Source organism: Pseudomonas sp. XK-1 (assembly GCF_038069885.1).
GTDB lineage: Bacteria > Pseudomonadota > Gammaproteobacteria > Pseudomonadales > Pseudomonadaceae > Aquipseudomonas.
Window position 1 is genome coordinate 921,410 of record NZ_JBBPES010000001.1, and the last position, 24,828, is coordinate 946,237.

A 24,828-nucleotide genomic window follows, 5' to 3' on the forward strand; every position below is an offset into this window, starting at 1 on the left:
GGCTGCTATCGGCCATTAGCGGTCATCCAATGTTTACATCGATAGGTACTCTCCAACAGTTCTGCTCGAAGCTAATGCTTTACCCCGCGAAACGGGGTAAAGCCAAAGCAATGATTTAGTTACCGCGGTACGTTGAGAAGCCATACGGGCTGAGCAGCAGCGGAATATGGTAGTGAGGCACACTGCCATCCGCTGCGAAAATCACCGGCACCTCGGGAAAGAAAGTTGCCGCCTGATGACTCTTGAACCATTCACCGGTTTTGAAGGTGACGCGATAAGTCCCTTTCTCCAGCGCTTTGCCTTCCGGATACAGTGCAGTGATGCGACCCTGCTCATTGGTGGTGCCGGTGTTCAGCTTGCTCCAGTCCTCACCGTCCTGCTTTTCCAGGGTCACACTCACGCCTGGTGAGGGAAGGCCGTCCTGCAGATTCAGCACATGGACGCTCAGTGGGTTACCTGCCGCAAAAACTGCGGAGGAAAGTGCGCTCAGTACGGCACCTGCGAAAAGGGTTTTCAGTGTATTCATGGTGATCTCCTGATTACTTGAGGGTGGGTAAAACTTGTGCAATGGCTTTCAGCGCGCAGCCTTCATCGATCTGGCCACCACCGGCTCCGGCAACGCCGATGGCACCGATAACTTCGTCACCCACCTTCAGCGGTACGCCACCGCCTAACAGCAGCAGCTCATCGAGGGTGTTGAGGTTTTCAGCTTCTGGATTGCTGCGCGCACGCTCTGCCAGCAGGCCGGTAGCTGTCTTCGTTGACAGGGCGGTAAAAGCCTTGCGCTGCGCGGCCAGGGTGTTGTGTGGCCCGACATTGTCATCGCGCTGCACGGCGACCAGGTTGCCGCCGCGGTCGACGACCGCCGCTACGCCGGTTCGGCCGTCTGCATGACAGGCTGCCAAGGTGGCGTCCAGAAGTTGATTGGCCATGGCCAGGGTGACATCCGCACGCTGGGCAACCTTTGGAGTCTCGGCCCACACGGCACTTGAAGCTATGGCCAGCGCCAGGCATGACGTGGTGAAGCGTTTTCCGATTTGCATAAGTCCTCCCGTTCCAAGCTCGGCTGAGCAGTTGCCGGCCATACTGCACAAGCGTTGCGCTCAGACTGATTGCCTGCGCATTACCAATTTGTAATGGGACGAAGCGGCTTATCGGCCTAGGCTATGCGCCTGTGCTGGAGGACTTGATGCGTATCCTGGTGGTTGAAGACGAAGTAAAGACGGCGGATTACCTGCGCAAGGGCCTGGGTGAGTCCGGCTATATGGTTGAAGTCGCCTTGAATGGCCTGGATGGCCAGCACCTGGTGCAGGAAAGCGAGTTTGATCTGATCATCCTCGACGTCATGCTGCCCGGTTTGGACGGCTGGCAATTGCTGCAGATCATCCGGCGAAAATCGCAAACGCCTGTGCTCTTCCTGACGGCGCGAGATGCCATCGAAGACCGCGTCAAAGGGCTTGAACTGGGTGCCGATGATTACCTGATCAAACCCTTCTCCTATGCAGAGTTGCTGGCTCGCGTGCGCACCCTGCTGCGCCGCGGGCCACCCCGAGAGGTGGAGCAGTTTCAGGTTGCCGATCTGCATCTGGACTTGCTCAAACGCAGGGTCACCCGCAATGGTGAGCGCCTGATCCTGACCAACAAGGAGTTCGCGCTGCTGCACCTGTTGCTCAGCCGCGAGGGTGAGGTGCTGTCACGAGCGCTGATTGCCTCGCATGTCTGGCAGATGAATTTTGATAGCGATACCAATGTCGTGGACGTCGCTATTCGACGTTTGCGGGCCAAGGTTGATGATCCGTATCCGATCAAGCTGATCCACACCGTGCGTGGCATGGGCTACATGCTGGATGCCCAGGCATGAGTCTTTTGCCGCGCACACTGAGCCTGCGACTGGCACTGATGTTTGCCCTGGTCAGCGCGGTGCTGCTGGGCGCAGTGGGGCTTTACCTGTACCAGTCGTTGCAGCGCGAAATCGCCTGGCGTGATGATCAGGCACTGCTCGGTCGTCTGCTGCGCATGCAGACGCTTATCGGTGACAGTGAGAGTGTCGACTTACTGCGCAGCCGCCCTCAGTTGTACGAAAACATGCTGGGCAATCGCGATAACTTGCTATGGGTTATCGACAAGAATGGGCAGCGTCTGATCGAAATCAACCCACTTGCCCTGCCATTACCGAGTCTCTCGCCAGCGCCTGCGGCGAGGCTTGCCGATAGCTCGGATAGTCCAGCGCTGCGTCTTGCCTGGGTCGATATATCGACTGCAAACAGCCGCCTTACCTTGATCGCGGGTAAGTACCTTGGCGAGCGTGAGCAGATGCTCAGTGCCTATCGTTTGAAAGTTGTGCTGGCAGTGACGGTGGGGGCGTTGTTGGCGTTTTTGCTCGGCTGGCTGGTAAGCCAGCGTGGCCTTAAGCCTGTGCGTCAGCTGGCGACACGCGCCGCCACTATTGATGCGCGGCACCTGCATGTACGCCTGGAGCCGTTCAAGGATGTCCGCGAATTGAGTGCGCTAAGCCATGCACTCAATCAGATGCTTGGCCGACTGGAACAGGGTTTTGCCCAGCTTTCGCGCTTCTCTGAAGACCTCGCGCACGAGATGCGCACGCCACTGAGCAACCTGATGGGGCAAACCCAGCAGACGCTTGATCGCAGTCGCTCGACTGAGGAATACCAGAATCTGCTGGCCTCCAATCAGGAGGAGTACGAGCGCCTGGCCCGGATGATCGACAGCATGTTGTTTCTGGCACGAACGGAGCAGCCCGGATCGTCGATCAAACGCGAATCTGTTGATCTGCAGAGCCTGGTTGGGCAGCTCTGCGAATATTTCGAAGGAATGGCGCAGGAGCGTGGCATTGAGCTGATCAATATGGCCAGCGACACGCTGAACGCTGACCCGGAGTTACTGCGGCGGGCGCTGGCTAATCTGCTAGCAAATGCGCTGCGTTATGGCGCGCCTGATACACCGGTGACAATCCGTTCCTTACACACCACTAATGGGCTTGAGGTCAGTGTGCATAACCAGGGTGATGTGATTGCTGCCGAACACCTGCCGCATCTTTTCGAGCGGTTTTATCGCTGTGACCCTTCGCGCAACCAGCCCGATGATTCGGGTGGGCTTGGGTTGGCAATAGTGCGCTCAATCATGCAAGCCCATGGGGGAAAAGTCAGTGTCACCAGTAGCCATTTAGGCACGGATTTAGTGCTGTTTTTCCCGATAGATTTATCTGAGTGATTGAGTCGTTCCCTCTTTCCTAGACACATGTCTAATGTCCGCTTCTGGCCGTTAGCTGTCTGTCACGCGCCGTAGCTTTTCGGTGCGCAAGCAACCCCTCACCAAGGTCCGCCATGCGCGTACCCCGGAGCCAGGCATCGGCCGAACCGCGAGCGCAGCCCGCAAGCATTTGCCATCCCCCACGCTGCCCGGCAGAATCGCCCGCCGATCCAGCCGTCCGTGCCGGACGTGTGTGGTGAAAGGGGTTGAAGTTGAACGAACGGGCATTGTCCATGCGCCTGGAGCGCGTAGCGGCTCATGTACCGGTGGGTGCGCGCCTGGCCGATATTGGATCGGATCATTGCTACCTGCCCGTGGCGTTGCTGCGGCGTGGCGTGATCACGGCGGCGGTGGCCGGCGAGGTGGCGTTGACGCCGTTTCACGCGGCTGAACGTACCGTGCGCGAGAACGGACTGAGCCAGTGCATCAGCGTGCGCCTGGCCAATGGCCTGGCGGCAATCGAGCCGGGTGACGGGATCACGGCGATCAGCCTTTGTGGCATGGGCGGCGAGAGAATCCGCGACATTCTCGACAGCGGCAAGGCCCGCCTGAGCGGTGCTGAGCGCCTGATTCTGCAGCCCAACGGTGGTGAGCAGCCCCTGCGCCAATGGCTGATGGACAACGGCTACTGCATCCTCTGCGAGGACGTGCTGCGGGAAAACCGCTTCTATTACGAAGTCATAGTCGCCGAGCGCATAAGGCCGGTGCTGTACAGCGCTGAGGAGCTGTACTTCGGACCGCGGCAGCTGCAGCAACGCAGCCCGGCATTTCTGACCAAGTGGCAGCGAATCTTGCGCTTGAAGCAACGCACCCTGGCCGACTTCGCCCAGGCACGGCAGGCCGTGCCCGAGGCGAAGGTGCGGGAGGTTGCCCAGCACGCCCGCTGGATCAGCGAGATGCTGGCTTAAGCGTGCCCTGGGGGCGGGCTCAGGTACGCAGTATCTCGTTCACCAGGCTTTTCTTGCTGCGCAGTGAGCTGACCACCTGCCAGAGGATAAAGACCAGGGCCAGGCAGAGGAATACCGCGGCGATGGGGTTGCTGAGAAACGCGCCGAAGTTGCCGTCGGAGAGCATCAGGCCGCGGCGCAGGTTGGTTTCCGCCATGGGCCCGAGGATAAAGCCGATGATAAAGGGGGCCGCGGGCATCCCGGCTTTGACGAAGAGGTAACCGAGCAGGCCGAACAGCAGGATCGACCAGACGTCGAACAGCCGGCTGCTCAGACCGAAGGCACCGACCACGCAGAGCACCAGGATAATCGGCAGGAGAATGTGCTTGGGCACGTCGAGCAGCTTGATAAACAGGCGCAGGCCGTAGAACTCCATAAACAGCATCAGCACGGTGGCGACGATCAGCGCGGCGAAGATGGTGTACACCAGCGGCCCCTGGCTGATAAACAGCAGCGGGCCGGGCTGGATGCCATGGATCAGGAAGCCGCCGAGCAGGATCGCGGTGACGGTGTCGCCCGGAATACCCAGGGTCATCAGCGGCAGCATGGCCCCGCCGATGCCGGCGTTGTTGGCCGTCTCACTGGCGACGATGCCGCCGATATTGCCCTTGCCGTAGGTTTCGGGATTCTTCGCGCGCTTCTTCGAGATGATGTAGGCGACCAGGTTGGAGGTGCCGGCACCGATGCCCGGGAGGATGCCGATACCCAGGCCGATCAGGCCGGAGCGTCCGGCGTTGGGCAGCTGCTCCCGAAACTCCTTGAGCGAGAAGCCGAAGCCCTTGATGTGCTTGAGACTGACCGACTTGGCCTTGTCCTGATGAGCACGGCGGCCGGTCTCGGCCAGTTTGATGATTTCGGCCACGGCGAACATGCCGACCATCACCGTGAGCATGGCGAAGCCGCCATTGAGCTCGGCGACGCCGAAGGTGAAGCGGCGGAGCGCCTCCACCGGGGCGATGCCCACGGTGGATACGGCAAAGCCCAGGGCCCCGGCGAACAGGCCCTTGACCATGGAACCGGCGGACAGGGTGGCGATCAGGGTCAGGGAGAACACCGCGATGGCGAAGTACTCGTGGGGACCGAAACGCAGGGCGACCTTGGCCAGCTGTGGGGCGATAAGCATCAGCGCCGCGATGCTGAAAATGGTGCCGAGAAAGGAAAACACGATACCGATGCCGAGGGCCTTGACCCCATGGCCCTGTTCCATCAACGGGCCGCCGTCGAACACCGTGGCGATGGAGGAGGGCGTGCCGGGGATCTTCAACAGGATGGCCGAGATCAGCCCGCCCGAGGTGGCCCCGATAAACAGCGCGACCAGCAGCGACAGGCCGGCTTGCGGGCCCATGGTGAAGGTCAGCGGCAGGCACAGGGCCACCGCCATGGTCGCCGACAGGCCGGGCACCGCGCCGAAGACGATGCCGACGGCAACGCCGACCACCATCAGCACCATGATATGGACAGTGAAGACGGCACCGAAGCCTTGCTGCAGTAATTCGAGCATGGTCGATCCTCCTTAGAACGGCAGCAGCCCGGAAGGCAGCATCAGATCGAAGGCCTCGCGGAACAGTAGATAGGTGATGGCCGACGTGACCAAGGCGATCAGGGCATAGACGAGGTGGTTGACCCGATGATCGAGTGGGGTCAGGACGATGAACTGCAGGTACAGGTAGATCGCGGTCATGATCGGAAAGCCGACCGGGTTGAGCAGGGCGATATAGCCGACGATCAACGCCAGGGTCTTGACCACCGTCTTGATATCGCTGCTGGCCGGGGTTTCGCCCTCGCCCTCGCCCTCGCCCTCGCCCTCGCCCTCGACCTCGACCTCGACCTCGCCCTCAGCCACGGCCGTGGCGAGGCCGCGCACACTCAGCAGTTGCAGCACGCCGAGCAGGCAGAGCATGGCCGACAGCAGGCTGGGCACGAAGGCCGCGTCGATACCATCGTGGCGCGGCAGCTGGGTGGTCATTAACAGGTAGCCGAGACCGGTGCCGAGCATGGCAACGCCGATCAGCAGCTCCTTTTTCTTGCTGGTAGCCATCGGGGAACCTCTGGGGATGGGACCGGGAACCGGTCGGTCGTCAAACCGACCGGGTCACCTGTTACTTGTTGCGCAGAGCATCCTTGTACTGCATGAAATCGTCGCGGGTCTTGCTCAGTACGGCGATAGCTTCTTCGGTGCCATGGTAGGCCACCGGTTGCTTGAAGGACTTCTTCAGCTCATCGGCGTACTCGGGCATCTCGGTGATCTGCTGCATGATGCCGGCCATCTTGGTCACGATGGCTGGGTCGGTGCCTTTCGGGAAGGCGACCACATAGGGCTTGTCGATGGTGAAGTCGACGCCCTGCTCCTTGAAGGTCGGCACGTCGCCGAGCAGTGCGTTGCGCTCGCTATTGGGCTGGCCGAGGGCGAACATCTGGCCGCCAGTGACGTAGTCCTGCACCGAACCGTAGCTGATCGCGCCCAGATCGATACGACCGCCCAGCAGGGCGACGACCTTCTCCGACACGGTACCGGCGTCGACCATCTTCAGTTTCACCCCGGCCAGCTGTTCGAACATCAGCCCCTGGATATGCGAGAAGCTGCCTATCTCGGTGCCGTAGCTGACGCTGTCCGGATTGGCCCTGGCCTTGTCGATCAGCTCCTGCAGGGTCTTGACCCCGGCGCTCTCGCTGGAAACGAAGATCGCGCCCTTGTCCACGCCGGCGATGCAGGCAATATCGAAGGCTTCGAAGCTGTCATCCGACAGGCCGGCCACTTCGTTGACGATCAACTGGCCGGTGTGGGTAAAGAGGAGGGTGTTGCCGTCCGCCGCCGCGCCCTTGACCTGCTCGGCCGCCAGGGTGCCGCCACCGCCGGCGACGTTGGTGACCACCATGTTCTTGCCGGTGATCTTGTTGAAGTACTTGGCCATCATGCGCGCATTGAAGTCGGTATCGCCGCCGGGGTTGGCGATCACCACCACCTGCACTGGGCGGGTCGGCCAGTTGACCTCGTCGGCGGCGAAGGCGGTCGATTGGGCGGCGAGGGCACCCATACCGACCAGGGCAGAGAGGAGGGAGGCGCGGATTGTTTTTTTCATTGGAGTTCTCCGGTGAGTGGGCTTGCGGCGAAGCGATTAATTAGGCCGGTGTGCGGCCGAGGCTCGGTTGCTTGGGGTGGTACTGCCAGCCTGGCACCAGGTACTGCATGGCCATGGCGTCGTCGCGGGCAGCACCGGCGACCTGTTGATAGAGTTCGTGGGCGAGCATGATGCGGTCCATGTCCGGCTCGATGCCCAGTCCCGGTTTCTGTGGCACCTGCACCTGACCGCCGATGATCTGCAGCGGTTCGCGGGTCAGGCGTTCCTGGCCTTCCTGCCAGATCCAGTGGGTGTCGATAGCGGTGATGCGCCCCGGTGCGGCGGCGGCCGCATGGGTGAACATGGCCAGGGAAATATCGAAATGGTTGTTGGAGTGCGAGCCCCAGGTCAGGCCGAATTCCTCGCACATCTGCGCCAGCCGCACCGAGCCTTGCATGGTCCAGAAGTGCGGGTCGGCCAGGGGGATGTCGACCGCTTCCAGGCGTAGCGAGTGGCCCATCTGCCGCCAGTCGGTGGCAACCATATTGGTGGCGGTGGGGATGCCGGTGGCACGTTTGAACTCGGCCATGATCTCCCGGCCGGAGTAGCCGTTTTCCGGACCGCAGGGATCTTCGGCATAGGCCAGCAGATGACCCTGGCCCTTGCACAGTTCGATGGCCTCACTCAGCGACCAGGCCCCGTTGGGGTCGAGGGTCACGCGGGCTTCGGGGAAGCAGGCCTTGATCGCGGCCACCGCCTGCATTTCCTCGGCACCGCGCATCACCCCGCCCTTGAGCTTGAAGTCAGTAAAGCCATAGCGGGCGTTGGCGGCCTGGGCCAGACGGGCGATGGCCTCGGGGGTAACGGCGGGCTGATGGCGCAGGTGGTACCAGTCTTCCCCCGAGCCCTGGCCGGCCAGATAGGGCAGGTCGCTGCGCTGACGGTCACCTATATAGAAGAGGTAGGCGAGCATCGGCACGCTGTCGCGTTGCTGGCCGTTGCCGAGCAGCTCGGCCACCGGCACGTCAAGGTGCTGGCCGAGCAGGTCGAGCAGCGCGGCTTCGACGGCGGTGATCACGTTGTCCATGCGCAGATTGATCTCATGCGGCTGCTTGAGTACGGCGGCCTCGGCCGCGGACGTCACCTGATGCACGGTGGCCTGGGGCGCGCCGCCATCACGCCCGGCGATGGCCTGGCGCAGGCTGTTGAGTACGCGGTTATAGCGGCCGACCGGCTGACCGATGACCAGCCCTTTGCTGCGCTCCAGGGCCTGGCGAATACCTTCTCCGCCGGGCACTTCGCCGATGCCGCTGCGACCGGCGCTGTCTTTCAGCAGCACCAGGTTGCGGGTGAAGTAGGGCGCATGGGCACCGCACAGGTTGAGCAGCATGCTGTCGTGGCCGGCCACCGGGATGACCTGCATCTCCACCACTCGCGGGCTGTGCGTATGGACTTGTTCAAGCATGGACAGGGCTCTCCAGGGGCAGGGCAGCCGGGGTGCGGAGCGGTGCGCCGGTCGCACCAAGGCGCGGCGTTGCAGGCAGGGTGCGGTGCAGGGGGCGCAAGCAGGAATGAGGGCGGTGGTGCGGTGCGGTGCTACGCAGCAGGTGCAGAGCGTTGCGCGAGGGCACGGCGTACAAGGCGAATTGGCCCTGGCTGGCGACAGCGGCCGGGCAGATGAAAGGCACGTGTGTCTTGCGAGTGGTAATCATGGCTGGGCCTGATTTTTTGTTTTTAGAATGTCATACGTTGTCGTATGACTTGGCTGGATTATCAACAGCGTCTGACGAGCTTGTCAACGCGCCGTTGCGCGAAAAGTACCGGCGCTGACCATCGGTTATGGCTGCGGTGTGCCTCTACCACTTAAGTCGTAGTAATCCTTGCTGGCTCTGCAATGACCATGGCAAGGCTTCTAGCGCCGAGCCTGGCGCGCAGCCGTGGCGTCGCTGCGCTAGTGCCTGGCGGAGGTGGGGGGTGGCAACTCGGGCGATAGTCTGTCGAGAAAAGTGATGGTATTGATCATTGTTGTACGATAACGTATCTCTACAGTCTCGACTGCTGCTCCTCTCCACCATTCGCTTTACAGGGTGTTCGCACAATGAATCCACAAGAACTGAAGTCCATCCTCTCTTCCGGTCTGCTGTCCTTTCCCGTGACCGATTTCGATGCTGCCGGCGATTTCCGCCCCGATACCTATGCGCGCCGCCTGGAATGGCTGGCCCCCTATGGTGCTTCGGCGCTGTTCGCCGCCGGTGGTACGGGGGAGTTTTTCTCCCTGACTGGCAAAGAGTATTCGGCAGTGATCAAGACCGCGGTCGACACCTGCGCGGGCAGCGTGCCGATCCTCGCCGGCGTCGGTGGGCCGACCCGTCAGGCCATCGAAATGGCTCAGGAAGCCGAGCGCCTGGGGGCCAAGGGCTTGCTGCTGCTGCCGCACTACCTGACTGAAGCCAGCCAGGAAGGCGTGGCCCTGCACGTTGAAGCCGTGTGCAAATCGGTGAAGATCGGTGTGGTGGTCTACAACCGCAGCGTCTGCCGCCTGAACGCGCCGCTGCTGGAGCAGGTGGCGGAGCGTTGCCCGAACCTGATCGGCTACAAGGACGGCATCGGCGATATCGAGCTGATGGTGTCGATCCGCCGCCGTCTGGGCGATCGCCTGAGCTACCTGGGCGGCCTGCAGACCGCCGAAGTCTACGCCGCGGCTTATAAGGCCCTGGGCGTGCCGGTGTACTCCTCGGCGGTGTTCAACTTTATTCCCAAGACCGCGATGAGTTTCTACCACGCCATGGCGCGTGACGATCACGCCACCGTTGGCAAGATCATCGATGACTTCTTCCTGCCATACCTGGCCATCCGCAACCGCTGCGCCGGTTATGGCGTCAGCATCATCAAGGCCGGCGCGAAGATTGTCGGCCATGACGCAGGCCCCGTGCGCACCCCGCTGACCGATCTGCTGCCGGAAGAGTACGAAATGCTCGCCGCCCTGATCGAAGCCCAGGGCGCGCAATAAACAGTTGAATGTGGCGGGCCAAGCCGCCGTAGGGTGCGCTGTGCGCACCAGCCGTTCGCCGTCATTGGTGCGCGCGGCCTGGGCGGCCCCGCGACACCCTACGCAAGCCATACATAGCTAGGACGGGATCATGAACAAGCGTTACGACAACTATATCGGCGGCCAATGGGTCGCCGGCCGCGACTACTCGCGCAATATCAACCCGTCCGACCTCTCCGATGTGGTCGGCGAATACGCCCAGGCCGACGCCTCCCAGGTTGATCAGGCCATCGCCGCCGCCCGCGCCGCGTTTCCGGCCTGGTCGACGTCCGGTATCCAGGCGCGCAGCGATGCGCTGGACAAGGTCGGCAGCGAAATCCTCGCCCGCCGTGAAGAGCTTGGTGCGCTGCTGGCCCGGGAAGAGGGCAAGACCCTGCCCGAAGCGATTGGCGAGGTGACCCGCGCCGGCAATATCTTCAAGTTCTACGGCGGCGAATGCCTTCGCCAGGCCGGTGAAGTGCTGGCCTCGGTGCGCCCCGGCGTCTCGGTGGAAGTGACCCGCGAGCCGCTGGGCGTTATCGGCCTGATTACCCCGTGGAACTTCCCCATCGCCATTCCGGCCTGGAAAGTCGCCCCGGCCCTGGCCTACGGCAACTGCGTGGTCTTGAAACCGGCCGATCTGGTGCCGGGCTGCGCCTGGGCGATTGCCGAAATCATCTCCCGCGCCGGCTTCCCGGCCGGGGTGTTCAACCTGGTGATGGGCAGCGGCCGAGTGGTCGGTGAAGCCATCGTGCAGCACCCGCAGGTCGATGGTGTCAGCTTTACCGGTTCGGTCGGCGTCGGCCGCAGCATCGCCGCCAACTGTGTGGCGCGTGGTGCCAAGGTGCAGCTGGAGATGGGCGGCAAAAACCCGCAGATCATCCTCGATGACGCGGACCTGAAAACCGCTGTGGAACTGTCGGTGCAAAGCGCCTTCTACTCCACCGGCCAGCGTTGCACCGCCTCCAGCCGGCTGATCGTCACCGCCGGCATCTACGACCGGTTCGTCGCGGCCATGGCCGAGCGGATGCAGTCGATCACCGTCGGCAATGCGCTGGAGAAGGGCACCGATATCGGCCCCGTGGTGTCCCAGGCGCAGCTGGAGCAGGACCTGCGTTATATCGAGATCGGCAAGCAGGAAGGTGCACGCCTGGTCTGCGGCGGTGAGCGCGTCTCCTGCGCGCAGGACGGCTACTACCTGGCCCCGACCCTGTTTGCCGACTGCACGGCGGACATGCGCATCAGCCGCGAAGAGATCTTCGGCCCGGTGGCCAATGTCATCCGCGTGGCCGATTACGACGAGGCGCTGGCCATGGCCAACGACACCGAGTTCGGCCTGTCCGCCGGTATCTGCACCACCTCGCTGAAGTACGCCAACCACTTCAAGCGTCACGCCCAGGCCGGCATGGTCATGGTCAACCTGCCCACTGCCGGGGTGGATTACCACGTGCCGTTTGGCGGCCGTAAGGGTTCGTCCTATGGCAGCCGCGAGCAGGGTAAATACGCCCAGGAGTTCTATACCACGGTGAAGACCACTTACGTCGGTTAAGTCCGGCACCGGTCTCAACCGCGTAGGGTGGATCACGTTTCACCGATCCACCACAGCGTCGTTGTGGTGGATGAAAAAGCGTCATCCACCCTACGGCCGCAACAAGAGCTTTATCCCGCCCAACAATAAAAAGGGAACGGTCATGAGTACAGCTAACACTGCCGGCACCTTCGCCGGTGCGCCGATTATCACTGAGCTGCAGGTGGTGCCGGTTGCCGGCCACGACAGCATGCTGCTCAATCTGAGTGGTGCCCACGGCCCATTCTTTACCCGCAATATCCTGATTCTCAAGGACAACGCCGGGCGCATTGGCGTCGGCGAGGTTCCCGGTGGCGAAGCCATCCGTCAGACCCTGGAAGATGCCCGCAGCTTGCTGGTGGGCCAGTCCATCGGTAACTACAACGGCCTGCTCAACCAGGTGCGCAAGGCCTTTGCCGACCGCGACTCCGGCGGCCGTGGCCTGCAGACCTTCGACCTGCGCATCACCATCCACGCGGTCACCGCCCTGGAGGCGGCGCTGCTCGACCTGCTCGGTCAGCACCTCGATGTGCCGGTGGCGGCCCTGCTCGGTGAAGGTCAGCAGCGTGACGCAGTGGAGATGCTCGGTTACCTGTTCTTTATCGGCGACCGCGAGAAGACCGATCTGGGCTACCGCAGCGAAGCCGATGCCGATGACGCCTGGTTCCGCGTGCGCAACCAGGAGGCGCTGAGCCCCGAGACCATCGTTCGTCAGGCCGAGGCGGCCCATGCGCGTTATGGCTTCAACGACTTCAAGCTCAAGGGCGGCGTGCTGCGCGGCGGCGAGGAGGTTGAGGCAATCCGCGCCCTGGCCGAACGCTTCCCGCAGGCACGGGTGACCCTCGACCCCAATGGCGGCTGGTCCCTGGCGGAAGCCATCGAGCTGTGCCGCGACCTGCACGGCATGCTGGCCTATGCCGAAGACCCCTGTGGTGCCGAGCACGGCTACTCCGGGCGCGAGGTGATGGCCGAATTCCGCCGCGCCACTGGCCTGCCGACCGCGACCAATATGATCGCCACCGACTGGCGGCAGATGGGTCACTGCATCCAGTTGCAGTCGGTGGACATTCCGTTGGCCGACCCGCATTTCTGGACCATGCAGGGCTCGGTGCGGGTGGCGCAGATGTGCAACGAATGGGGCCTGACTTGGGGCTCGCATTCCAACAACCACTTCGACATTTCCCTGGCGATGTTCACCCATGTGGCCGCCGCCGCGCCGGGCAAGGTCACCGCCATCGACACTCACTGGATCTGGCAGGACGGCCAGCACCTGACCCGCAATCCGCTGCAGATCGAAGGCGGCCTGGTGCAAGTGCCGAAGACCCCCGGCCTGGGCGTGGAGCTGGATTGGGATGCCCTGGCCAAGGCCCATGAGCTGTACCAGGGCATGGGCCTGGGCGCGCGCAACGATGCCGTGGCCATGCAGTACCTGATCTCCGGCTGGCAGTTCGATAACAAGCGGCCCTGTCTCGTTCGCTAATCCGCGGTCCGGCGTCCCGGCGGCCGGCGTCCCGGCGGTCCAGCGGGGCTGCTGCCAGCGCGCAGCAGCCCCGCCTTATTCGAATTCTTGTTGAGCTCGCCCCATGCATGCAGTCAAACCAGGCCGGGTGCGTTACTCCATCCTGCTGATGCTGTTCCTCGTCACCACGGTCACCTTTGCCGACCGCTCCAGCCTGTCGATTGCCGGTGCCGCGCTGCAGGCGGACCTGGGCATTGATGCAGTAATGCTCGGCTATATCTTTTCAGCGTTCGGCTGGGCCTATGTGATCGGGCAGATTCCCGGTGGCTGGCTGTTCGATCGCTTTGGTGCCAGGCGCGTGTATTTCATCACTCTGTTCTGTTGGTCGCTGTTTACCCTGTTGCAGGGCCTGGTCGACATGCTGCCGCTGGCCTGGGCCATCGTTACCCTGTTTGGTCTGCGCCTGGCGGTAGGCTTTGCCGGTGCGCCGTGTTTTCCCGGCAATGCACGGATCATCGCCGCCTGGTTCCCGACTCGCGAGCGGGCCACCGCCACCGCCATGTCCACGTCGGCGCAGTATGCCGCCACTGCGGTATTTGCCCCGCTGATGGGCTGGGTGGTGCAGGACCTGGGCTGGCAGTATGTGTTTTTCGTGCTGGGCGGCCTGGGCCTGCTGCTCTGTGGCGTGTGGCTCAAACTGATGCACGGCCCGCGTGAACATCCACATCTGGGCGCGGCCGAGTTCGCCCATATCGAAGACGGCGGCGCGCTGATCGATATGGCCCCGCGCCCTGCCGGTGCGGGCGGCTCGCAGTGGCGCTCTCTCAAACTGCTGCTGACCCAGCGCACGCTGATCGGCCTGTACCTGGGCCAGTACTGCAACAACGCCATCACCTATTTCTTCCTCACCTGGTTTCCCGTGTATCTGGTGCAGGCGCGCGGCATGAGCATTCTTACCGCCGGCTTTATGGCGGCGCTGCCGGCCATCAGCGGCTTCGTCGGCGGCGTGCTCGGCGGCCTGGTGTCGGACGGCCTGCTGCGCAGCGGCTATTCCCTGACCCTGGCGCGCAAGCTGCCCATCGTCGTCGGCATGCTGCTGGCGAGCAGCATTGTGCTGTGTGTCTATGCCGAGAGTGATACGGCGGTGATCGGCCTGATGGCCCTGGCGTTTTTCGGCAAGGGCTTCGGCTCCCTCGGCTGGACGCTGGTGGCCGACACTTCGCCCCGGCAGATCGTCGGCCTGTCCGGCGGGCTGTTCAATACCTTCGGCAACCTGGCGGCGATCACCACACCTATAGTGGTCGGTTACCTAGTCGGTCTCACGGGCTCGTTCGATGCGGCGCTTGTCTATGTGGGTGCCAACGCTGTGCTGGCGGTGATCAGTTATCTGTTTATCGTCGGCCGAATTCACCGGATCGAACTGGGCGAGCCGCCAAGCCTGGCGGCTGCAAGCGCCATGGCGGCGTCCAACTTGAAATCCTGATCCGAACTAGAGGAGAGCATGTCCATGCAGTTGATTTCCCATCAGGATTCGCCGCGCTATATCCGCCTGCACCCGGCCGACAACGTCGGTGTGGTGGTCAATGAGCAGGGCGTGGCCAAGGGCGGCCGCTTTTCCGATGGCCTGGAGGCCGTCGAAGGCATTCCGCAGAGCCATAAAGTGGCGTTGCAGGACATCGCCATCGAAGGTGAAGTGGTGCGCTACGGCGAGGTCATAGGTTATGCCCTGGAGCCCATCGCCGCCGGGCGCTGGGTCACCGAGGCGCAGCTGCGCATGCCCGAGCCTCCGGCCCTGGACAACCTGCCCAAGGCGACCTTGGCCGCCGCGCCGGTCGAGCCGCTTACGGGTTATACCTTCGAGGGTTTCCGCAACCCGGACGGCAGCGTCGGTACGCGCAATATTCTCGGCGTGACCACCACCGTGCAGTGTGTGGTCGGCGTGCTCGACCACTGCGTGGAGCGGGTACGCAAGGAGCTGCTGCCCAAGTATCCCAACGTCGACGACGTGGTGGCCCTGTCGCACAGCTATGGCTGCGGTGTGGCGATCAACGCGCCGGATGCGGTGGTGCCGATCCGCACGCTATACAACATCAGCCGCAACCCCAACCTCGGCGGTCAGGCGCTGGTCATCAGCCTCGGCTGCGAAAAGCTGCAGGCCAGCCAGTTGATGGATGGCGATCAGCTCACCAACGGCATGGACGAGGAAGACTGGTTGTTCCGCCTGCAGGATTCCAGCAACGGTTTCGCCGGCATGGTCGAGCAGATCATGGCGATGATCGAGGCGCGCCTGCAGGTGCTTGATCGGCGTCGCCGCGAGACGGTGCCGGCGTCTGAATTGTCCGTTGGCATGCAGTGTGGCGGCAGCGACGCCTTCTCCGGTATTACCGCCAACCCGGCGCTGGGTGTGGCCGCCGATCTGCTGGTGCGCGCCGGTGCCACGGTGATGTTCTCCGAGAACACCGAGGTGCGTGACGGCATCCACCTGCTCACCCCCCGTGCCGCTAGCGTCGAGGTGGCCGATGCGCTGATCCGCGAGATGGATTGGTATGACCGCTACCTGCAGCGCGGCATGGCCGACCGCAGCGCCAACACCACCCCGGGCAACAAGAAGGGCGGGTTGAACAACATCGTCGAGAAGGCCATGGGCTCGATCGCCAAGTCCGGCTCCAGCCCCATCGCTGGGGTGGTGTCACCGGGTGAGCGGGTGCGTGGCAAGGGGCTGTGGTTCTGCGCCACGCCGGCCAGCGACTTTATCTGCGGCACCCTGCAGATCGCCGCCGGGATGAACCTGCACATCTTCACCACCGGCCGCGGCACGCCCTACGGCCTGGCCATGGTGCCGGTGATCAAGGTCGCCACCCGCACCCAGCTGGCCGAGCGCTGGCCCGACCTGATCGACGTCGACGCCGGGCAGATCACCAGCGGGCGCATGACCCTGGACGAGATGGGTTGGCACATCTTTCAGCTGTACCTGGACGTCGCCAGCGGCAAGCAACAGACCTGGGCCGAGAAGCACAGGCTGCACAACGATCTGGTGTTATTCAACCCGGCTCCGGTCACCTGAATGCTGGTGCGCGCGGCGCACCCTACGGAGCAGGCGCGTACGGACTGTAGGGTGCGCCGTGCGCACCAATTTCCACCGAGATAAAGGCCATCATGAACAAACCCCAGGTACTGCAGATCGGCCCGCTAAGCGAACGCTTCAACCGCACGCTGGCTGATCACTATCAGGTGACTGCGCTATGGCAGCAGGCTGATCCGCTGCGTTTCCTGCAAGAGCAGGGCGAGCAGTTCGAGTTGCTGGTGTCTTCGGCGCGCTTTGGTTGCAGCGCCGAGCAGCTGGCGTGTCTGTCGAACCTGCGCGCCATCTGCAGCTTTGGCGTGGGCTACGACCCCTATCCGCTGGAGCTGTTGCGCGAGCGTGGCATCGCCCTCAGCACCACCCCGGATGTGCTCAACGATTGCGTGGCCGACCTGGCCATGGGCCTTATCATCGACACTGCGCGGCGCATGTCGGAAAGCGACCGCTTCGTCCGTGCCGGTAACTGGGTCGATGGTGCGTTTCCACTGGCGCGCAAGGTCAGCGGCAAGCGCCTGGGGATCGTCGGTCTCGGCCGCATCGGCGAGGCAGTGGTGCAGCGCGCCAGCGGGTTTGCCATGAAGGTGCGTTACCACAACCGCAAGCCGCTGGCCGATTGCCCCCATGCTTATGAGGCCAATCTGATCGAATTGGCGCGCTGGGCGGATTTTCTTGTGCTGACATGCCCCGGCGGTGCGTCTACTCAGCAGCTGATCGGCCGCGAGGTGCTCGAGGCTCTGGGGCCGGACGGCATTCTGATCAATGTCGCGCGCGGTTCGGTGGTCGATGAGCCGGCGCTGATCGCCGCCCTGCGCAGTGGTGCCCTCGGCGCTGCCGGGCTGGATGTGTACGCGGCCGAACCGCAGGTGCCGCTGGCGCTGCGCGAGCTGGATAACCTGGTGCTGCTGCCGCATATCGGCAGCGGCAGCGAAGAAACCCGGCTGCAGATGGAAGAGCTGGTGCTGGCCAATCTGCAGGCCTTTCTCGAACACGGTGAGCTGCTCACGCCCCTGTGAGCAGCTGCTGTAACCCATATGCGTTTCGGCTGTCGCCGCCTCGCCTATAACCCGGTTGGGCCACAAGCCTGCGCCGGGTCCCTCTAAAGTCGTTCTCGACATCCCGGTAACGGCGCGCCACAAGCGCGCCGTTTTTTTGGGCTATGCCTGAGCAGGTTGCTGTCGACATGCTCCGCTCATGCAGGAGCTTGCCCGCGAACCGAAGTGAATAGAGAAACATCGCGGCCAATAACGAGGCCTCCTCGCCGCTTCTGCGGGTTGCTCAGGGCAGCTTCTCCAGGGCCGCGCAACTGGCCGGGTAGTTCTGCTGGCAGGCGCTCTGGAACAGCCGGCGGGCCTGAGCGGGGTCGTGTGCAACGCCCTGTTCGCCACGCAGGTAGAGGTTGCCGAGGATATGCTGGGCCATCGGGTTGCCACCGGCGGCGGACTGGTTGAGGTACTTGAGCATCTGCGCCGGGTTGGCGAAGTCGGGATTGTCGCGGCCGGTATAGAGGTAGGCCAGGCTGACCGCCGCCATGGCGTGGCCCTTATCGGCGGCCAGCTTCCACCAGTACTCGGCCTGCTTGAGGTCCTTCTGCGGTTTGCCGACAAAGTACAGGCTGCCGAGCTGGAACTGGCTATCGAGATCACCACGATTGGCCTGAGCCTGCAGCCGCGCCTGGTCGTGGGTATCGACAGTGCTGGGTGGTTGCGCCTTTCCCGTCTCGGGGGCTTGCGGGGCGGTGGTCTGGCTGGCACAGCCGGCCATCAGCAGGACGGCGCAGAACAGGGCGATGGGCCTGAGGGCAGGTGTCATGGGCATTCCTTGTGCGGGTTGGCGGGCGTAGGTCCGTGCGGCTGCCGTCTGGCGGCGCTACAGGCAGTATCGGGCAAAATACCTCGGCTGCGGGCGCAAGTTGCGTCGCCGGCCGCTGGTGTGTGCGGCGCGGGCGACCAGAATTCATCGCAGTTTGTCGCCTCGGGCGTTTCCCTGGCGGCGCGGAGCTGCGATTCTTGGCGGACAGGTGCGGTGCGCCAATAGCTTTCCGAGGTATGTATGCAGATCAGTTCCGACTTCGACAGCGGCAATATCGAGGTTATCGACGCCAGCAACCCGCAGCGGGTGCGGCTGGCCATTCGTCCCGATCTCAACAGCGGGCACTTCCAGTGGTTCCACTTCAAGGTCGAGGGCCTGCAGCCAGGCCAGCGCTACGGCTTCAGCCTGGGCAATGCCGGGCAGTCGTCCTATCCCCGCGCCTGGGACGGTTATCACGCCGTGGCTTCCTACGACCAGCTCAACTGGTTTCGCGTGCCCAGCCGGTTTGAAGATGGCGCGCTGAATTTCGACATCGAGCCGCAGCACGGGCAGATCTGGTTCGCCTATTTCGAGCCCTACAGCCGTGAGCGCCACGGCCGGCTGATCGAGCAGGCGTTGAGCCAGGCCGGTGCCGAACTGTTCGCCACCGGCAAAAGCATCGAGGGGCGCGATATCCAGGTGCTGCGCGTCAGCCGCAATCCCGCGGCCCAGCGGCGGATCTGGATCATCGCTCAGCAGCATCCCGGCGAGCATATGGCCGAGTGGTTTATCCAGGGGCTGATCGAGCGCCTGCAGCGGCGCGACGATGCCGAGCTGAATAGCTTGCTGGCGCAGGCCGATCTGTATCTGGTGCCGAATATGAATCCCGACGGTGCCTTTCGTGGCCATCTGCGCACCAATGTCGCCGGTTGCGACCTCAATCGTGCCTGGCAGTCGGCCAGCACCGCGCAAAGCCCCGAGGTGTTCTTCGTTCAGCAGCTAATGCGCCAGGTCGGCGTCGACCTGTTTCTGGATATCCACGGTGACGAGGAAATCCCCCATGTGTTTGTCGCCGGCTGCGAAGGCAACCCCGGCTATAGCTCGCGCCTGCAACGCCTGGAAAACCAGTTCAAGCAGTTGCTGATCGACAGCGGTGCCGAATTCCAGACCACCTTCGGCTACACCCCCGACCAGTTCGGCGAGGCCAATACCAGCCTGGCCTGCAACGCCGTCGGTCTGGAGTTCGATTGCCTGGCATTCACCATCGAAATGCCGTTCAAGGACCACGACGACAATCCCAACCCGCAGACTGGCTGGAACGGCGCGCGCTCCATGCGTTTGGGCCAGGACGTGCTGAGCGTGGTGGCGGCGATGGTGGGCGGGTTGCGCTGAGGTAACAGACAAAACGCTATGCCCCGGACTGTGCGGCGTTCAGGCCCCTCACGTCGTAGGGTGTGCTGTGCGCACCGAGGCTGGCTACAGATTCCTGGTGCGCACAGCGCACCCTATTTATGCGCGCTCTCTAGCCGTTTCACTCTTCCCCCAGACGTTCCATGTGACGCGTATAAAAACGCCCGTCGCAAGGACGGGCTGAAGGTTACACACACAAGGAGTAAACAGACGCGGGTACAGCGGTGAATCAGAGGATCGACAGCGGGTAGTTGAAGATCAGGCGGTTCTCGTCGAACTCGTTGTTGCTGAAGTCGCGACGGATGGTGTTGTTGCGCCATTTCATCGACAGGTTTTTCAAGCTGCCGCTCTGGATGACGTAGGCCAGTTCGGTTTCGCGGCCCCACTCCTTGCCGTCGTTGGTGCTCGCGGTGTGCACGTTGTCGCCGCTGATATAGCGGTTCATCAGGGTCAGGCCGGGGATGCCGAGGGCGGCGAAGTTGTAGTCGTGGCGCACCTGCCAGGAGCGTTCCTGGGCGTTGTCGTAGCTGGCGTTGTAGCTGTCGTTGGCCAGGCTGCCGCCGCTGGTGCCGTTGACGCGCATCCAGCCGGTATCGCCGCTGACCTTCTGCAGGCCGACGTAGAAGGTGTTGCCGCCGATCTTGGCCGAGAACAACCCCGAGTAGGTCCTGTTGTCCAGCTCGCCGGCCAGGGCGCTGCCGTCATCTTCGCCCTGGAAGTAGCCAAGGTTGGCCCCCAGGGTCCAGTCGCCGACCGGTTGGCTGTGCTGCAGCTGCAGGTACTGCTGGTTGTAGATGTCCTGCAGTTCGGCATGCCACAGGCCGACCAGGGTGCGGTTGTCGTTGAAGCGGTATTCGCCGCCGGCGAAGTTGAAGCGGTCGGAGCTGGCACCGGCGAAGCTCATGTCTTCCATACTGGCGTCGTTGCGCGGGCTGTTCTGGCGGAACTGGCCGCCGTAGAGGGTCAGGCCGTCGATCTCGTTGGAGGTCAGTTGGGCCCCCTGGAAGGTCTGCGGCAGCGAACGGCCGTCGTCGGAGCGCAGGATCGGCAGCACCGCCATCCATTCGCCGACCTTCAGCTCGGTCTTCGACAGCTTGGCCTTGGCGGCCACGGCCAGGCGACCGTAGTTGTCGGCCGGGCGGCCGTCGTCATGCACCGGCAGCAGGCTGGTGTTGCGCGTGCCGCGGCCACCGTCGAGTTTGATTGCGCCCATGGCCAGTGCATCCAGACCGAAACCGACGGTGCCCTGGGTAAAGCCCGAGCGCGCGTCGAGGATCATGCTCTGGGTCCACTCTTCGGCCTTGCTCTGGCTGTTAGCCGGGTCGACGAAGTTGCGGTTGATATAGAAGTTGCGCAGGCCGAGGGTGACCTTGGCGTCGTCGGTGAAGCTGGCGGCCTGGCTGCTGAGTGGCAAGGCGAGGGCCATGCTGCCTGCGGTGAGCAGGGCGAGCGAGAGGGCATTGCGTGCAGTCATTGTTGTTGTGCTCCCATTTTTGAACAAGCCGTTCCCTGCCTGCCTCGGGTAGCCAGCGGCGAGCGAAAGGAACGGGTGAGTTGCCCCATGCCAGGGCGACAGGCGTGTCCGAGGTCGGAACGCGCCTCTGCTTCGGGCTTAGCCGTCGGCGAATGCGGGGTGTGTGTGCGTGTGTCGCTGAGGCGTTCTGCTGGCTCGCCGCGAAGCGGAGCCGGCCGGGAGGGGCGAGAAGCGAGCCGATGCGGCGAGGGCAACAGTCGTCATGGTTGGGCCTTGTTTTTGTTTTTATGGTTGGTCATATGTTGTCATACAACTATGGCTGGATTATCGACAGCCTTACCGAGCTTTGTCAACGCGTCCCTAGACGAAAGTCCAATAAGAAAAACTGCTGGCGACGGTCTGCAGTCATCACTGAGTCCAGGTATTTAAGGGCTTTGATGGGAGCTTTCGATTATCTCAGGCGCTGCCCAAGGCCACCCCGGTCTGCCGGATACAGACGCCCTGCCGTGTATACAGGGCTGTTGTTGCCTAATTTGTTGTGCGATAACGTACGACAAAATTGGACGCTTTATGTCCACTGCATGATGTGGAGGCACCTATGCCGCATTGCCTTGTCGAGGGCTCGCAAAGCCTGACGCAACTGATTGCGCCGGCCGAGTTGCTCGGCGTTGTCGAGGACGCGGCGGCCGCCACCGGGTTGTTCCTGCCCGGGGAGGTCAAGCTGCGCCTGAGTCTGTGTGAGTACTTCAGTGTGGGCGGCAGCCAGGAGGATTTTGTTCACCTGATCTTCTACATCCTGGCCGGGCGTACGGATCAGCAGAAGCGCCTGCTGCCCCGGTGCGGCGCTGCGTATCGGTGTCGAGGATCTGGATGCCTTGCATGCCTAGCTGACGGCGCGGGGCTATGGCAATGCGCGGCCGGGCATCACCAGTCAGCCCTGGGGGCGTGATATGGCGGTGACCGATCCGTTTGGCAATCGCCTGATCTTTACCGATATTCGCGCGGCTTAACCGCGCAAGTCAGGCAGCGCCAACCGGCTGGTCGGCGCTGCACTGGCTACTTCAACCGCGGTAGTAGCGCTGCGGTACAAACGGGGTCTTGGCCACTTTCATGGCCACGCGCTTGCCGCGCACCATAGCCCATACCTCGGTATCCAGGGCGATATGGCTGCTTTGCAGATAACCCATGGCCACCGGGGCTGCCAGGGTCGGGCCGAAGCCGCCGCTGCATACGCTGCCGATCACATTGCCATCAGCATCGACGATTTCCGCGCCTTCGCGCACCGGTACTCGCTCCTGCGGCAGCAGGCCGACGCGCTTGCTGGCCACGCCTTGCTGCTGCTGGGCGAAGATTCGCTCGGCACCGGGGAAGCCCCCGGCCCGTGCGCCATCGGCGCGGCGGGTCTTGGAGATGGCCCACAGCAGGCTCGCCTCGATCGGCGTGGTGCTGGTGCTCATATCGTGGCCATACAGGCACAGACCGGCTTCCAGGCGCAGCGAGTCGCGCGCGCCGAGGCCAATGGCGGCCACTTCCGGTTCGGCCAGCAGGCTGCGTGCCAGGGTTTCGGCATGGGCGGCCGGCACCGAGATTTCGAAGCCGTCTTCGCCGGTGTAGCCAGAGCGGCTGACGTAGCAGTCGGCACCCAGCAGGCGCACCGGGGCGAACTGCATGAAGGTCATCTTGGCCACTTCTGGTGCCAGGCGCGCCAGTACGTCGACGGCTTTCGGGCCTTGCAGGGCGAGCAGGGCTCGGTCGAAACAGGCTTCGATCTGGCACTGGCTGGCGATCTGCAGTTGCAGGTGCATCAGGTCCTGGTGCTTGCAGGCGGCGTTGACCACCAGGAACAGGGTGTCGTTGCCCAGATTGGCGACCATCAGGTCGTCGAGGATGCCGCCCTGGTCATCGGTGAACATGGCGTAGCGCTGCATGCCTACGGGCAGGTCGATGATGTCCACTGGCACTAGGCGCTCCAGGGCCTGTGCCGCCTGCGGGCCGCGCAGAATGATCTGACCCATGTGCGAGACGTCGAACAGGCCGGCGGCTTCGCGAGTGTGCAGGTGTTCCTTCATTACCCCGAGCGGGTACTGCACCGGCATGTCATAGCCGGCGAACGGCACCATGCGCGCGCCCAGTTCGAGATGCAGGGCATGTAGCGGGGTTTTCGCCAGGGTTTCAGTGGTCATGCGGTTCTCCATGTCGGTAAAGGTTGTTTATATAGGCGCGAGCTAAAAGCATCGCGAGGCCGAAGCTGCTCCCGGCGGCTTACGGCATTTCCTCCATCCATGGAGGTCACAAGCTCGCGCCTACAGGGTCGTATGGTTGTTGGCTTTAGCACTCGATGATATTGACGGCCAGGCCTCCGCGCGCGGTTTCCTTGTACTTGTTGTTCATATCGGCACCGGTCTGGCGCATGGTACGGATCACTTTATCCAGCGAGACGAAATGCTGGCCGTCGCCGCGCAGGGCCATGCGGGCGGCGTTGATCGCCTTGACCGAACCCATGGCGTTGCGTTCGATGCAGGGTACTTGCACCAGGCCGCCAATGGGGTCGCAGGTCAGGCCAAGGTTGTGTTCCATGCCTATTTCGGCGGCGTTCTCCACCTGGTTGACGCTGCCGCCGAGCACTTCACACAGGGCCCCGGCGGCCATCGAGCAGGCCACGCCGACCTCGCCCTGGCAGCCGACTTCGGCACCGGAGATCGAGGCGTTTTCTTTGTAGAGGATGCCGATGGCGGCGGCGGTGAGCAGAAAGCGCACCACGCCGTCGTCGTTGGAGCTGGGGATAAAGCGGCTGTAGTAATGCAGCACCGCCGGCACGATACCGGCCGCGCCATTGGTCGGGGCGGTGACCACGCGGCCGCCGCTGGCATTTTCCTCGTTCACCGCCAGGGCGTAGAGGTTGACCCAGTCGAGTACGCTCAAGGCATCGCGCAGGCTGGCTTCCGGGTGCTTGCACAGCTGGCGGTGCAGATCGGCGGCGCGGCGCTTGACCTTGAGCCCGCCGGGCATGATGCCCTCGTTGCGGCAACCGGCTTCGACGCAATCCTGCATCACCTGCCAGATGTGCAGCAGGCGTGCGCGGGTCTCGGCCTCCGGCCGCCAGGCGGCTTCGTTGGCCAGCATCACCTGGCTGATCGACAGCTTGTGTTCGGCGCAGTGCGCCAGCAGCTGCTTGCCGGTGGTAAAGGGGTATTGCAGGACGGTGCTGTCTTCGACGATGCGGTCGGCCCCAGCGGCCTGTTCATCGACCACGAAACCGCCACCCACCGAGTAGTACTCGCGCGAACGGATCTGCAAACCGGCGGCGTCGAAGGCGCGAAAGATCATGCCGTTGGGGTGAAAGGTCAGGGGTTTGCGGATCATCGCCAGGTGCTGCTTCTCGACGAAGCGAATGGGCTTTTCGCCGAGCAGATTGAGTTCGCCGCTGGCGCGAATCGCCGCCAGGCGGGCGTCGACGCTGCTGGTGTCGACGCTGTCCGGCTGTTCACCTTCGAGGCCCAGCAGCACGGCTTTGTCGCTGCCATGGCCCTTGCCGGTGGCACCGAGAGAGCCGTACAGCTCCACCTTCACTGCGTCGGTGGTGGCCAGTAAGTCATCGCGGCGCAGGCCTTCGGCAAAGCGCAGGGCGGCCAGCATGGGCCCTACCGTGTGCGAGCTGGACGGGCCGATGCCGATCTTGAAAAGGTCAAAAACGCTTAGTGACATGCTTGCTCCGACTGCGTGTTTTGCTGCCGCCCTTGTGGG

General features: G+C 63.3%; 22 protein-coding genes. 12 read left to right on the forward strand and 10 right to left on the reverse strand.

Translation table 11 applies throughout. From position 1 onward, the window contains the following. Positions 1-115: 115 nt before the first annotated feature. A complete protein-coding gene (uraH, locus tag WMW70_RS04100) occupies positions 116-526 on the reverse strand; it encodes a hydroxyisourate hydrolase (RefSeq protein WP_341436218.1) in 411 nt (136 codons plus the stop codon). 13 nt (positions 527-539) lie between these two features. After that, positions 540-1,043 carry a GlcG/HbpS family heme-binding protein gene (locus WMW70_RS04105; protein ID WP_341436219.1) on the reverse strand — a complete coding sequence of 168 codons (504 nt, stop codon included), beginning with the start codon at positions 1,041-1,043 and terminating at the stop codon, positions 540-542. A gap of 146 nt (positions 1,044-1,189) precedes the next feature. Here WMW70_RS04105 and WMW70_RS04110 point away from each other — a divergent pair, with 146 nt between their 5' ends. From WMW70_RS04110 to WMW70_RS04120, 3 genes are all read left to right on the forward strand, one after another. After that, positions 1,190-1,861, forward strand: a complete 672-nt coding sequence (locus tag WMW70_RS04110) for a heavy metal response regulator transcription factor (protein ID WP_341436220.1) — start codon at positions 1,190-1,192, stop codon at positions 1,859-1,861. Beyond that, complete coding sequence (locus WMW70_RS04115) at positions 1,858-3,231, forward strand: heavy metal sensor histidine kinase (RefSeq protein WP_341436221.1); 1,374 nt, start codon at positions 1,858-1,860, stop codon at positions 3,229-3,231. The genes WMW70_RS04110 and WMW70_RS04115 overlap by 4 nt, the downstream gene beginning before the upstream one ends. Positions 3,232-3,482: 251 nt before the next feature. After that, complete coding sequence (locus tag WMW70_RS04120; RefSeq protein ID WP_341436553.1) at positions 3,483-4,178, forward strand: tRNA (adenine(22)-N(1))-methyltransferase; 696 nt, start codon at positions 3,483-3,485, stop codon at positions 4,176-4,178. 19 nt (positions 4,179-4,197) lie between these two features. Here WMW70_RS04120 and WMW70_RS04125 read toward each other — a convergent pair whose 3' ends face one another. The 4 genes from WMW70_RS04125 to WMW70_RS04140 form a co-directional block, all read right to left on the reverse strand. Further along, the gene (locus tag WMW70_RS04125; RefSeq protein WP_341436222.1) at positions 4,198-5,718 is read right to left on the reverse strand and encodes a tripartite tricarboxylate transporter permease; all 1,521 of its coding nucleotides are present in this window, start codon (positions 5,716-5,718) and stop codon (positions 4,198-4,200) included. A gap of 12 nt (positions 5,719-5,730) precedes the next feature. Beyond that, entirely contained in the window at positions 5,731-6,255 is a 525-nt protein-coding gene (locus WMW70_RS04130; RefSeq protein WP_341436223.1) for a tripartite tricarboxylate transporter TctB family protein, read from the reverse strand. A gap of 61 nt (positions 6,256-6,316) precedes the next feature. Beyond that, positions 6,317-7,297, reverse strand: a complete 981-nt coding sequence (locus WMW70_RS04135; protein ID WP_341436224.1) for a tripartite tricarboxylate transporter substrate binding protein — start codon at positions 7,295-7,297, stop codon at positions 6,317-6,319. A gap of 40 nt (positions 7,298-7,337) precedes the next feature. Next, a complete protein-coding gene (locus tag WMW70_RS04140) occupies positions 7,338-8,741 on the reverse strand; it encodes an enolase C-terminal domain-like protein (protein WP_341436225.1) in 1,404 nt (467 codons plus the stop codon). 633 nt (positions 8,742-9,374) lie between these two features. On the opposite strand from WMW70_RS04140, the gene kdgD reads away from it, so the two are divergent. The 6 genes from kdgD to WMW70_RS04170 all read left to right on the forward strand — a co-directional run bounded on the left by kdgD (position 9,375) and on the right by WMW70_RS04170 (position 17,425). After that, the gene (kdgD, locus tag WMW70_RS04145) at positions 9,375-10,286 is read left to right on the forward strand and encodes a 5-dehydro-4-deoxyglucarate dehydratase (protein WP_341436226.1); all 912 of its coding nucleotides are present in this window, start codon (positions 9,375-9,377) and stop codon (positions 10,284-10,286) included. Positions 10,287-10,416: 130 nt separating this feature from the next. Then, on the forward strand, positions 10,417-11,853 hold the full coding sequence (locus WMW70_RS04150) for an aldehyde dehydrogenase family protein (RefSeq protein WP_341436227.1): 1,437 nt from the start codon (positions 10,417-10,419) through the stop codon (positions 11,851-11,853). 142 nt (positions 11,854-11,995) lie between these two features. Beyond that, entirely contained in the window at positions 11,996-13,351 is a 1,356-nt protein-coding gene (gene gudD / locus WMW70_RS04155; RefSeq protein ID WP_341436228.1) for a glucarate dehydratase, read from the forward strand. A 103-nt stretch (positions 13,352-13,454) separates the two neighbouring features. Then, positions 13,455-14,813, forward strand: coding sequence for an MFS transporter (locus WMW70_RS04160; RefSeq protein ID WP_341436229.1), 1,359 nt, complete (start codon positions 13,455-13,457; stop codon positions 14,811-14,813). A gap of 24 nt (positions 14,814-14,837) precedes the next feature. Continuing rightward, positions 14,838-16,394: a galactarate dehydratase gene (gene garD / locus WMW70_RS04165; RefSeq protein WP_341436230.1), complete on the forward strand. Its 1,557-nt coding sequence runs from the start codon at positions 14,838-14,840 to the stop codon at positions 16,392-16,394. Positions 16,395-16,486: 92 nt separating this feature from the next. Continuing rightward, complete coding sequence (locus tag WMW70_RS04170; protein ID WP_341436231.1) at positions 16,487-17,425, forward strand: 2-hydroxyacid dehydrogenase; 939 nt, start codon at positions 16,487-16,489, stop codon at positions 17,423-17,425. Positions 17,426-17,687: 262 nt separating this feature from the next. On the opposite strand, the gene WMW70_RS04175 is transcribed toward WMW70_RS04170, so the two are convergent. Next, a complete protein-coding gene (locus tag WMW70_RS04175) occupies positions 17,688-18,227 on the reverse strand; it encodes a tetratricopeptide repeat protein (protein WP_445942096.1) in 540 nt (179 codons plus the stop codon). A 234-nt stretch (positions 18,228-18,461) separates the two neighbouring features. On the opposite strand from WMW70_RS04175, the gene WMW70_RS04180 reads away from it, so the two are divergent. Beyond that, complete coding sequence (locus WMW70_RS04180) at positions 18,462-19,592, forward strand: M14 family metallopeptidase (RefSeq protein ID WP_341436233.1); 1,131 nt, start codon at positions 18,462-18,464, stop codon at positions 19,590-19,592. 247 nt (positions 19,593-19,839) lie between these two features. Here the strand turns inward: WMW70_RS04180 and WMW70_RS04185 are convergent, their stop codons facing one another. Further along, positions 19,840-21,084, reverse strand: a complete 1,245-nt coding sequence (locus WMW70_RS04185; protein ID WP_341436234.1) for an OprD family porin — start codon at positions 21,082-21,084, stop codon at positions 19,840-19,842. 598 nt (positions 21,085-21,682) lie between these two features. On the opposite strand from WMW70_RS04185, the gene WMW70_RS04190 reads away from it, so the two are divergent. Together WMW70_RS04190 and WMW70_RS22035 are read left to right on the forward strand one after the other, a co-directional pair. Beyond that, a complete protein-coding gene (locus WMW70_RS04190) occupies positions 21,683-22,033 on the forward strand; it encodes a 5-carboxymethyl-2-hydroxymuconate Delta-isomerase (protein WP_341436235.1) in 351 nt (116 codons plus the stop codon). Further along, positions 22,008-22,094 carry a hypothetical protein gene (locus WMW70_RS22035; protein ID WP_445942108.1) on the forward strand — a complete coding sequence of 29 codons (87 nt, stop codon included), beginning with the start codon at positions 22,008-22,010 and terminating at the stop codon, positions 22,092-22,094. Before WMW70_RS04190 ends, WMW70_RS22035 begins: the two co-directional genes overlap by 26 nt. Positions 22,095-22,145: 51 nt before the next feature. Here the strand turns inward: WMW70_RS22035 and gcvT are convergent, their stop codons facing one another. Both gcvT and WMW70_RS04200 read right to left on the reverse strand, forming a co-directional pair. Then, on the reverse strand, positions 22,146-23,267 hold the full coding sequence (gcvT, locus tag WMW70_RS04195; protein ID WP_341436236.1) for a glycine cleavage system aminomethyltransferase GcvT: 1,122 nt from the start codon (positions 23,265-23,267) through the stop codon (positions 22,146-22,148). A 145-nt stretch (positions 23,268-23,412) separates the two neighbouring features. After that, positions 23,413-24,789, reverse strand: coding sequence for an L-serine ammonia-lyase (locus WMW70_RS04200; protein ID WP_341436237.1), 1,377 nt, complete (start codon positions 24,787-24,789; stop codon positions 23,413-23,415). Between the last annotated feature and the right edge of the window lie 39 nt (positions 24,790-24,828).

What these genes read in the sequence shown, in the direction of transcription:
- uraH (WP_341436218.1), bottom strand. Translation starts at nt 526, where the DNA reads ATGAATACACTGAAAACCCTTTTCGCAGGTGCCGTACTGAGCGCACTT.
- WMW70_RS04105 (WP_341436219.1), bottom strand. Translation starts at nt 1,043, where the DNA reads ATGCAAATCGGAAAACGCTTCACCACGTCATGCCTGGCGCTGGCCATA.
- WMW70_RS04110 (WP_341436220.1), top strand. Translation starts at nt 1,190, where the DNA reads ATGCGTATCCTGGTGGTTGAAGACGAAGTAAAGACGGCGGATTACCTG.
- WMW70_RS04115 (WP_341436221.1), top strand. Translation starts at nt 1,858, where the DNA reads ATGAGTCTTTTGCCGCGCACACTGAGCCTGCGACTGGCACTGATGTTT.
- WMW70_RS04125 (WP_341436222.1), bottom strand. Translation starts at nt 5,718, where the DNA reads ATGCTCGAATTACTGCAGCAAGGCTTCGGTGCCGTCTTCACTGTCCAT.
- WMW70_RS04130 (WP_341436223.1), bottom strand. Translation starts at nt 6,255, where the DNA reads ATGGCTACCAGCAAGAAAAAGGAGCTGCTGATCGGCGTTGCCATGCTC.
- WMW70_RS04135 (WP_341436224.1), bottom strand. Translation starts at nt 7,297, where the DNA reads ATGAAAAAAACAATCCGCGCCTCCCTCCTCTCTGCCCTGGTCGGTATG.
- WMW70_RS04140 (WP_341436225.1), bottom strand. Translation starts at nt 8,741, where the DNA reads ATGCTTGAACAAGTCCATACGCACAGCCCGCGAGTGGTGGAGATGCAG.
- kdgD (WP_341436226.1), top strand. Translation starts at nt 9,375, where the DNA reads ATGAATCCACAAGAACTGAAGTCCATCCTCTCTTCCGGTCTGCTGTCC.
- WMW70_RS04150 (WP_341436227.1), top strand. Translation starts at nt 10,417, where the DNA reads ATGAACAAGCGTTACGACAACTATATCGGCGGCCAATGGGTCGCCGGC.
- gudD (WP_341436228.1), top strand. Translation starts at nt 11,996, where the DNA reads ATGAGTACAGCTAACACTGCCGGCACCTTCGCCGGTGCGCCGATTATC.
- WMW70_RS04160 (WP_341436229.1), top strand. Translation starts at nt 13,455, where the DNA reads ATGCATGCAGTCAAACCAGGCCGGGTGCGTTACTCCATCCTGCTGATG.
- garD (WP_341436230.1), top strand. Translation starts at nt 14,838, where the DNA reads ATGCAGTTGATTTCCCATCAGGATTCGCCGCGCTATATCCGCCTGCAC.
- WMW70_RS04170 (WP_341436231.1), top strand. Translation starts at nt 16,487, where the DNA reads ATGAACAAACCCCAGGTACTGCAGATCGGCCCGCTAAGCGAACGCTTC.
- WMW70_RS04175 (WP_445942096.1), bottom strand. Translation starts at nt 18,227, where the DNA reads ATGCCCATGACACCTGCCCTCAGGCCCATCGCCCTGTTCTGCGCCGTC.
- WMW70_RS04180 (WP_341436233.1), top strand. Translation starts at nt 18,462, where the DNA reads ATGCAGATCAGTTCCGACTTCGACAGCGGCAATATCGAGGTTATCGAC.
- WMW70_RS04185 (WP_341436234.1), bottom strand. Translation starts at nt 21,084, where the DNA reads ATGACTGCACGCAATGCCCTCTCGCTCGCCCTGCTCACCGCAGGCAGC.
- WMW70_RS04190 (WP_341436235.1), top strand. Translation starts at nt 21,683, where the DNA reads ATGCCGCATTGCCTTGTCGAGGGCTCGCAAAGCCTGACGCAACTGATT.
- gcvT (WP_341436236.1), bottom strand. Translation starts at nt 23,267, where the DNA reads ATGACCACTGAAACCCTGGCGAAAACCCCGCTACATGCCCTGCATCTC.
- WMW70_RS04200 (WP_341436237.1), bottom strand. Translation starts at nt 24,789, where the DNA reads ATGTCACTAAGCGTTTTTGACCTTTTCAAGATCGGCATCGGCCCGTCC.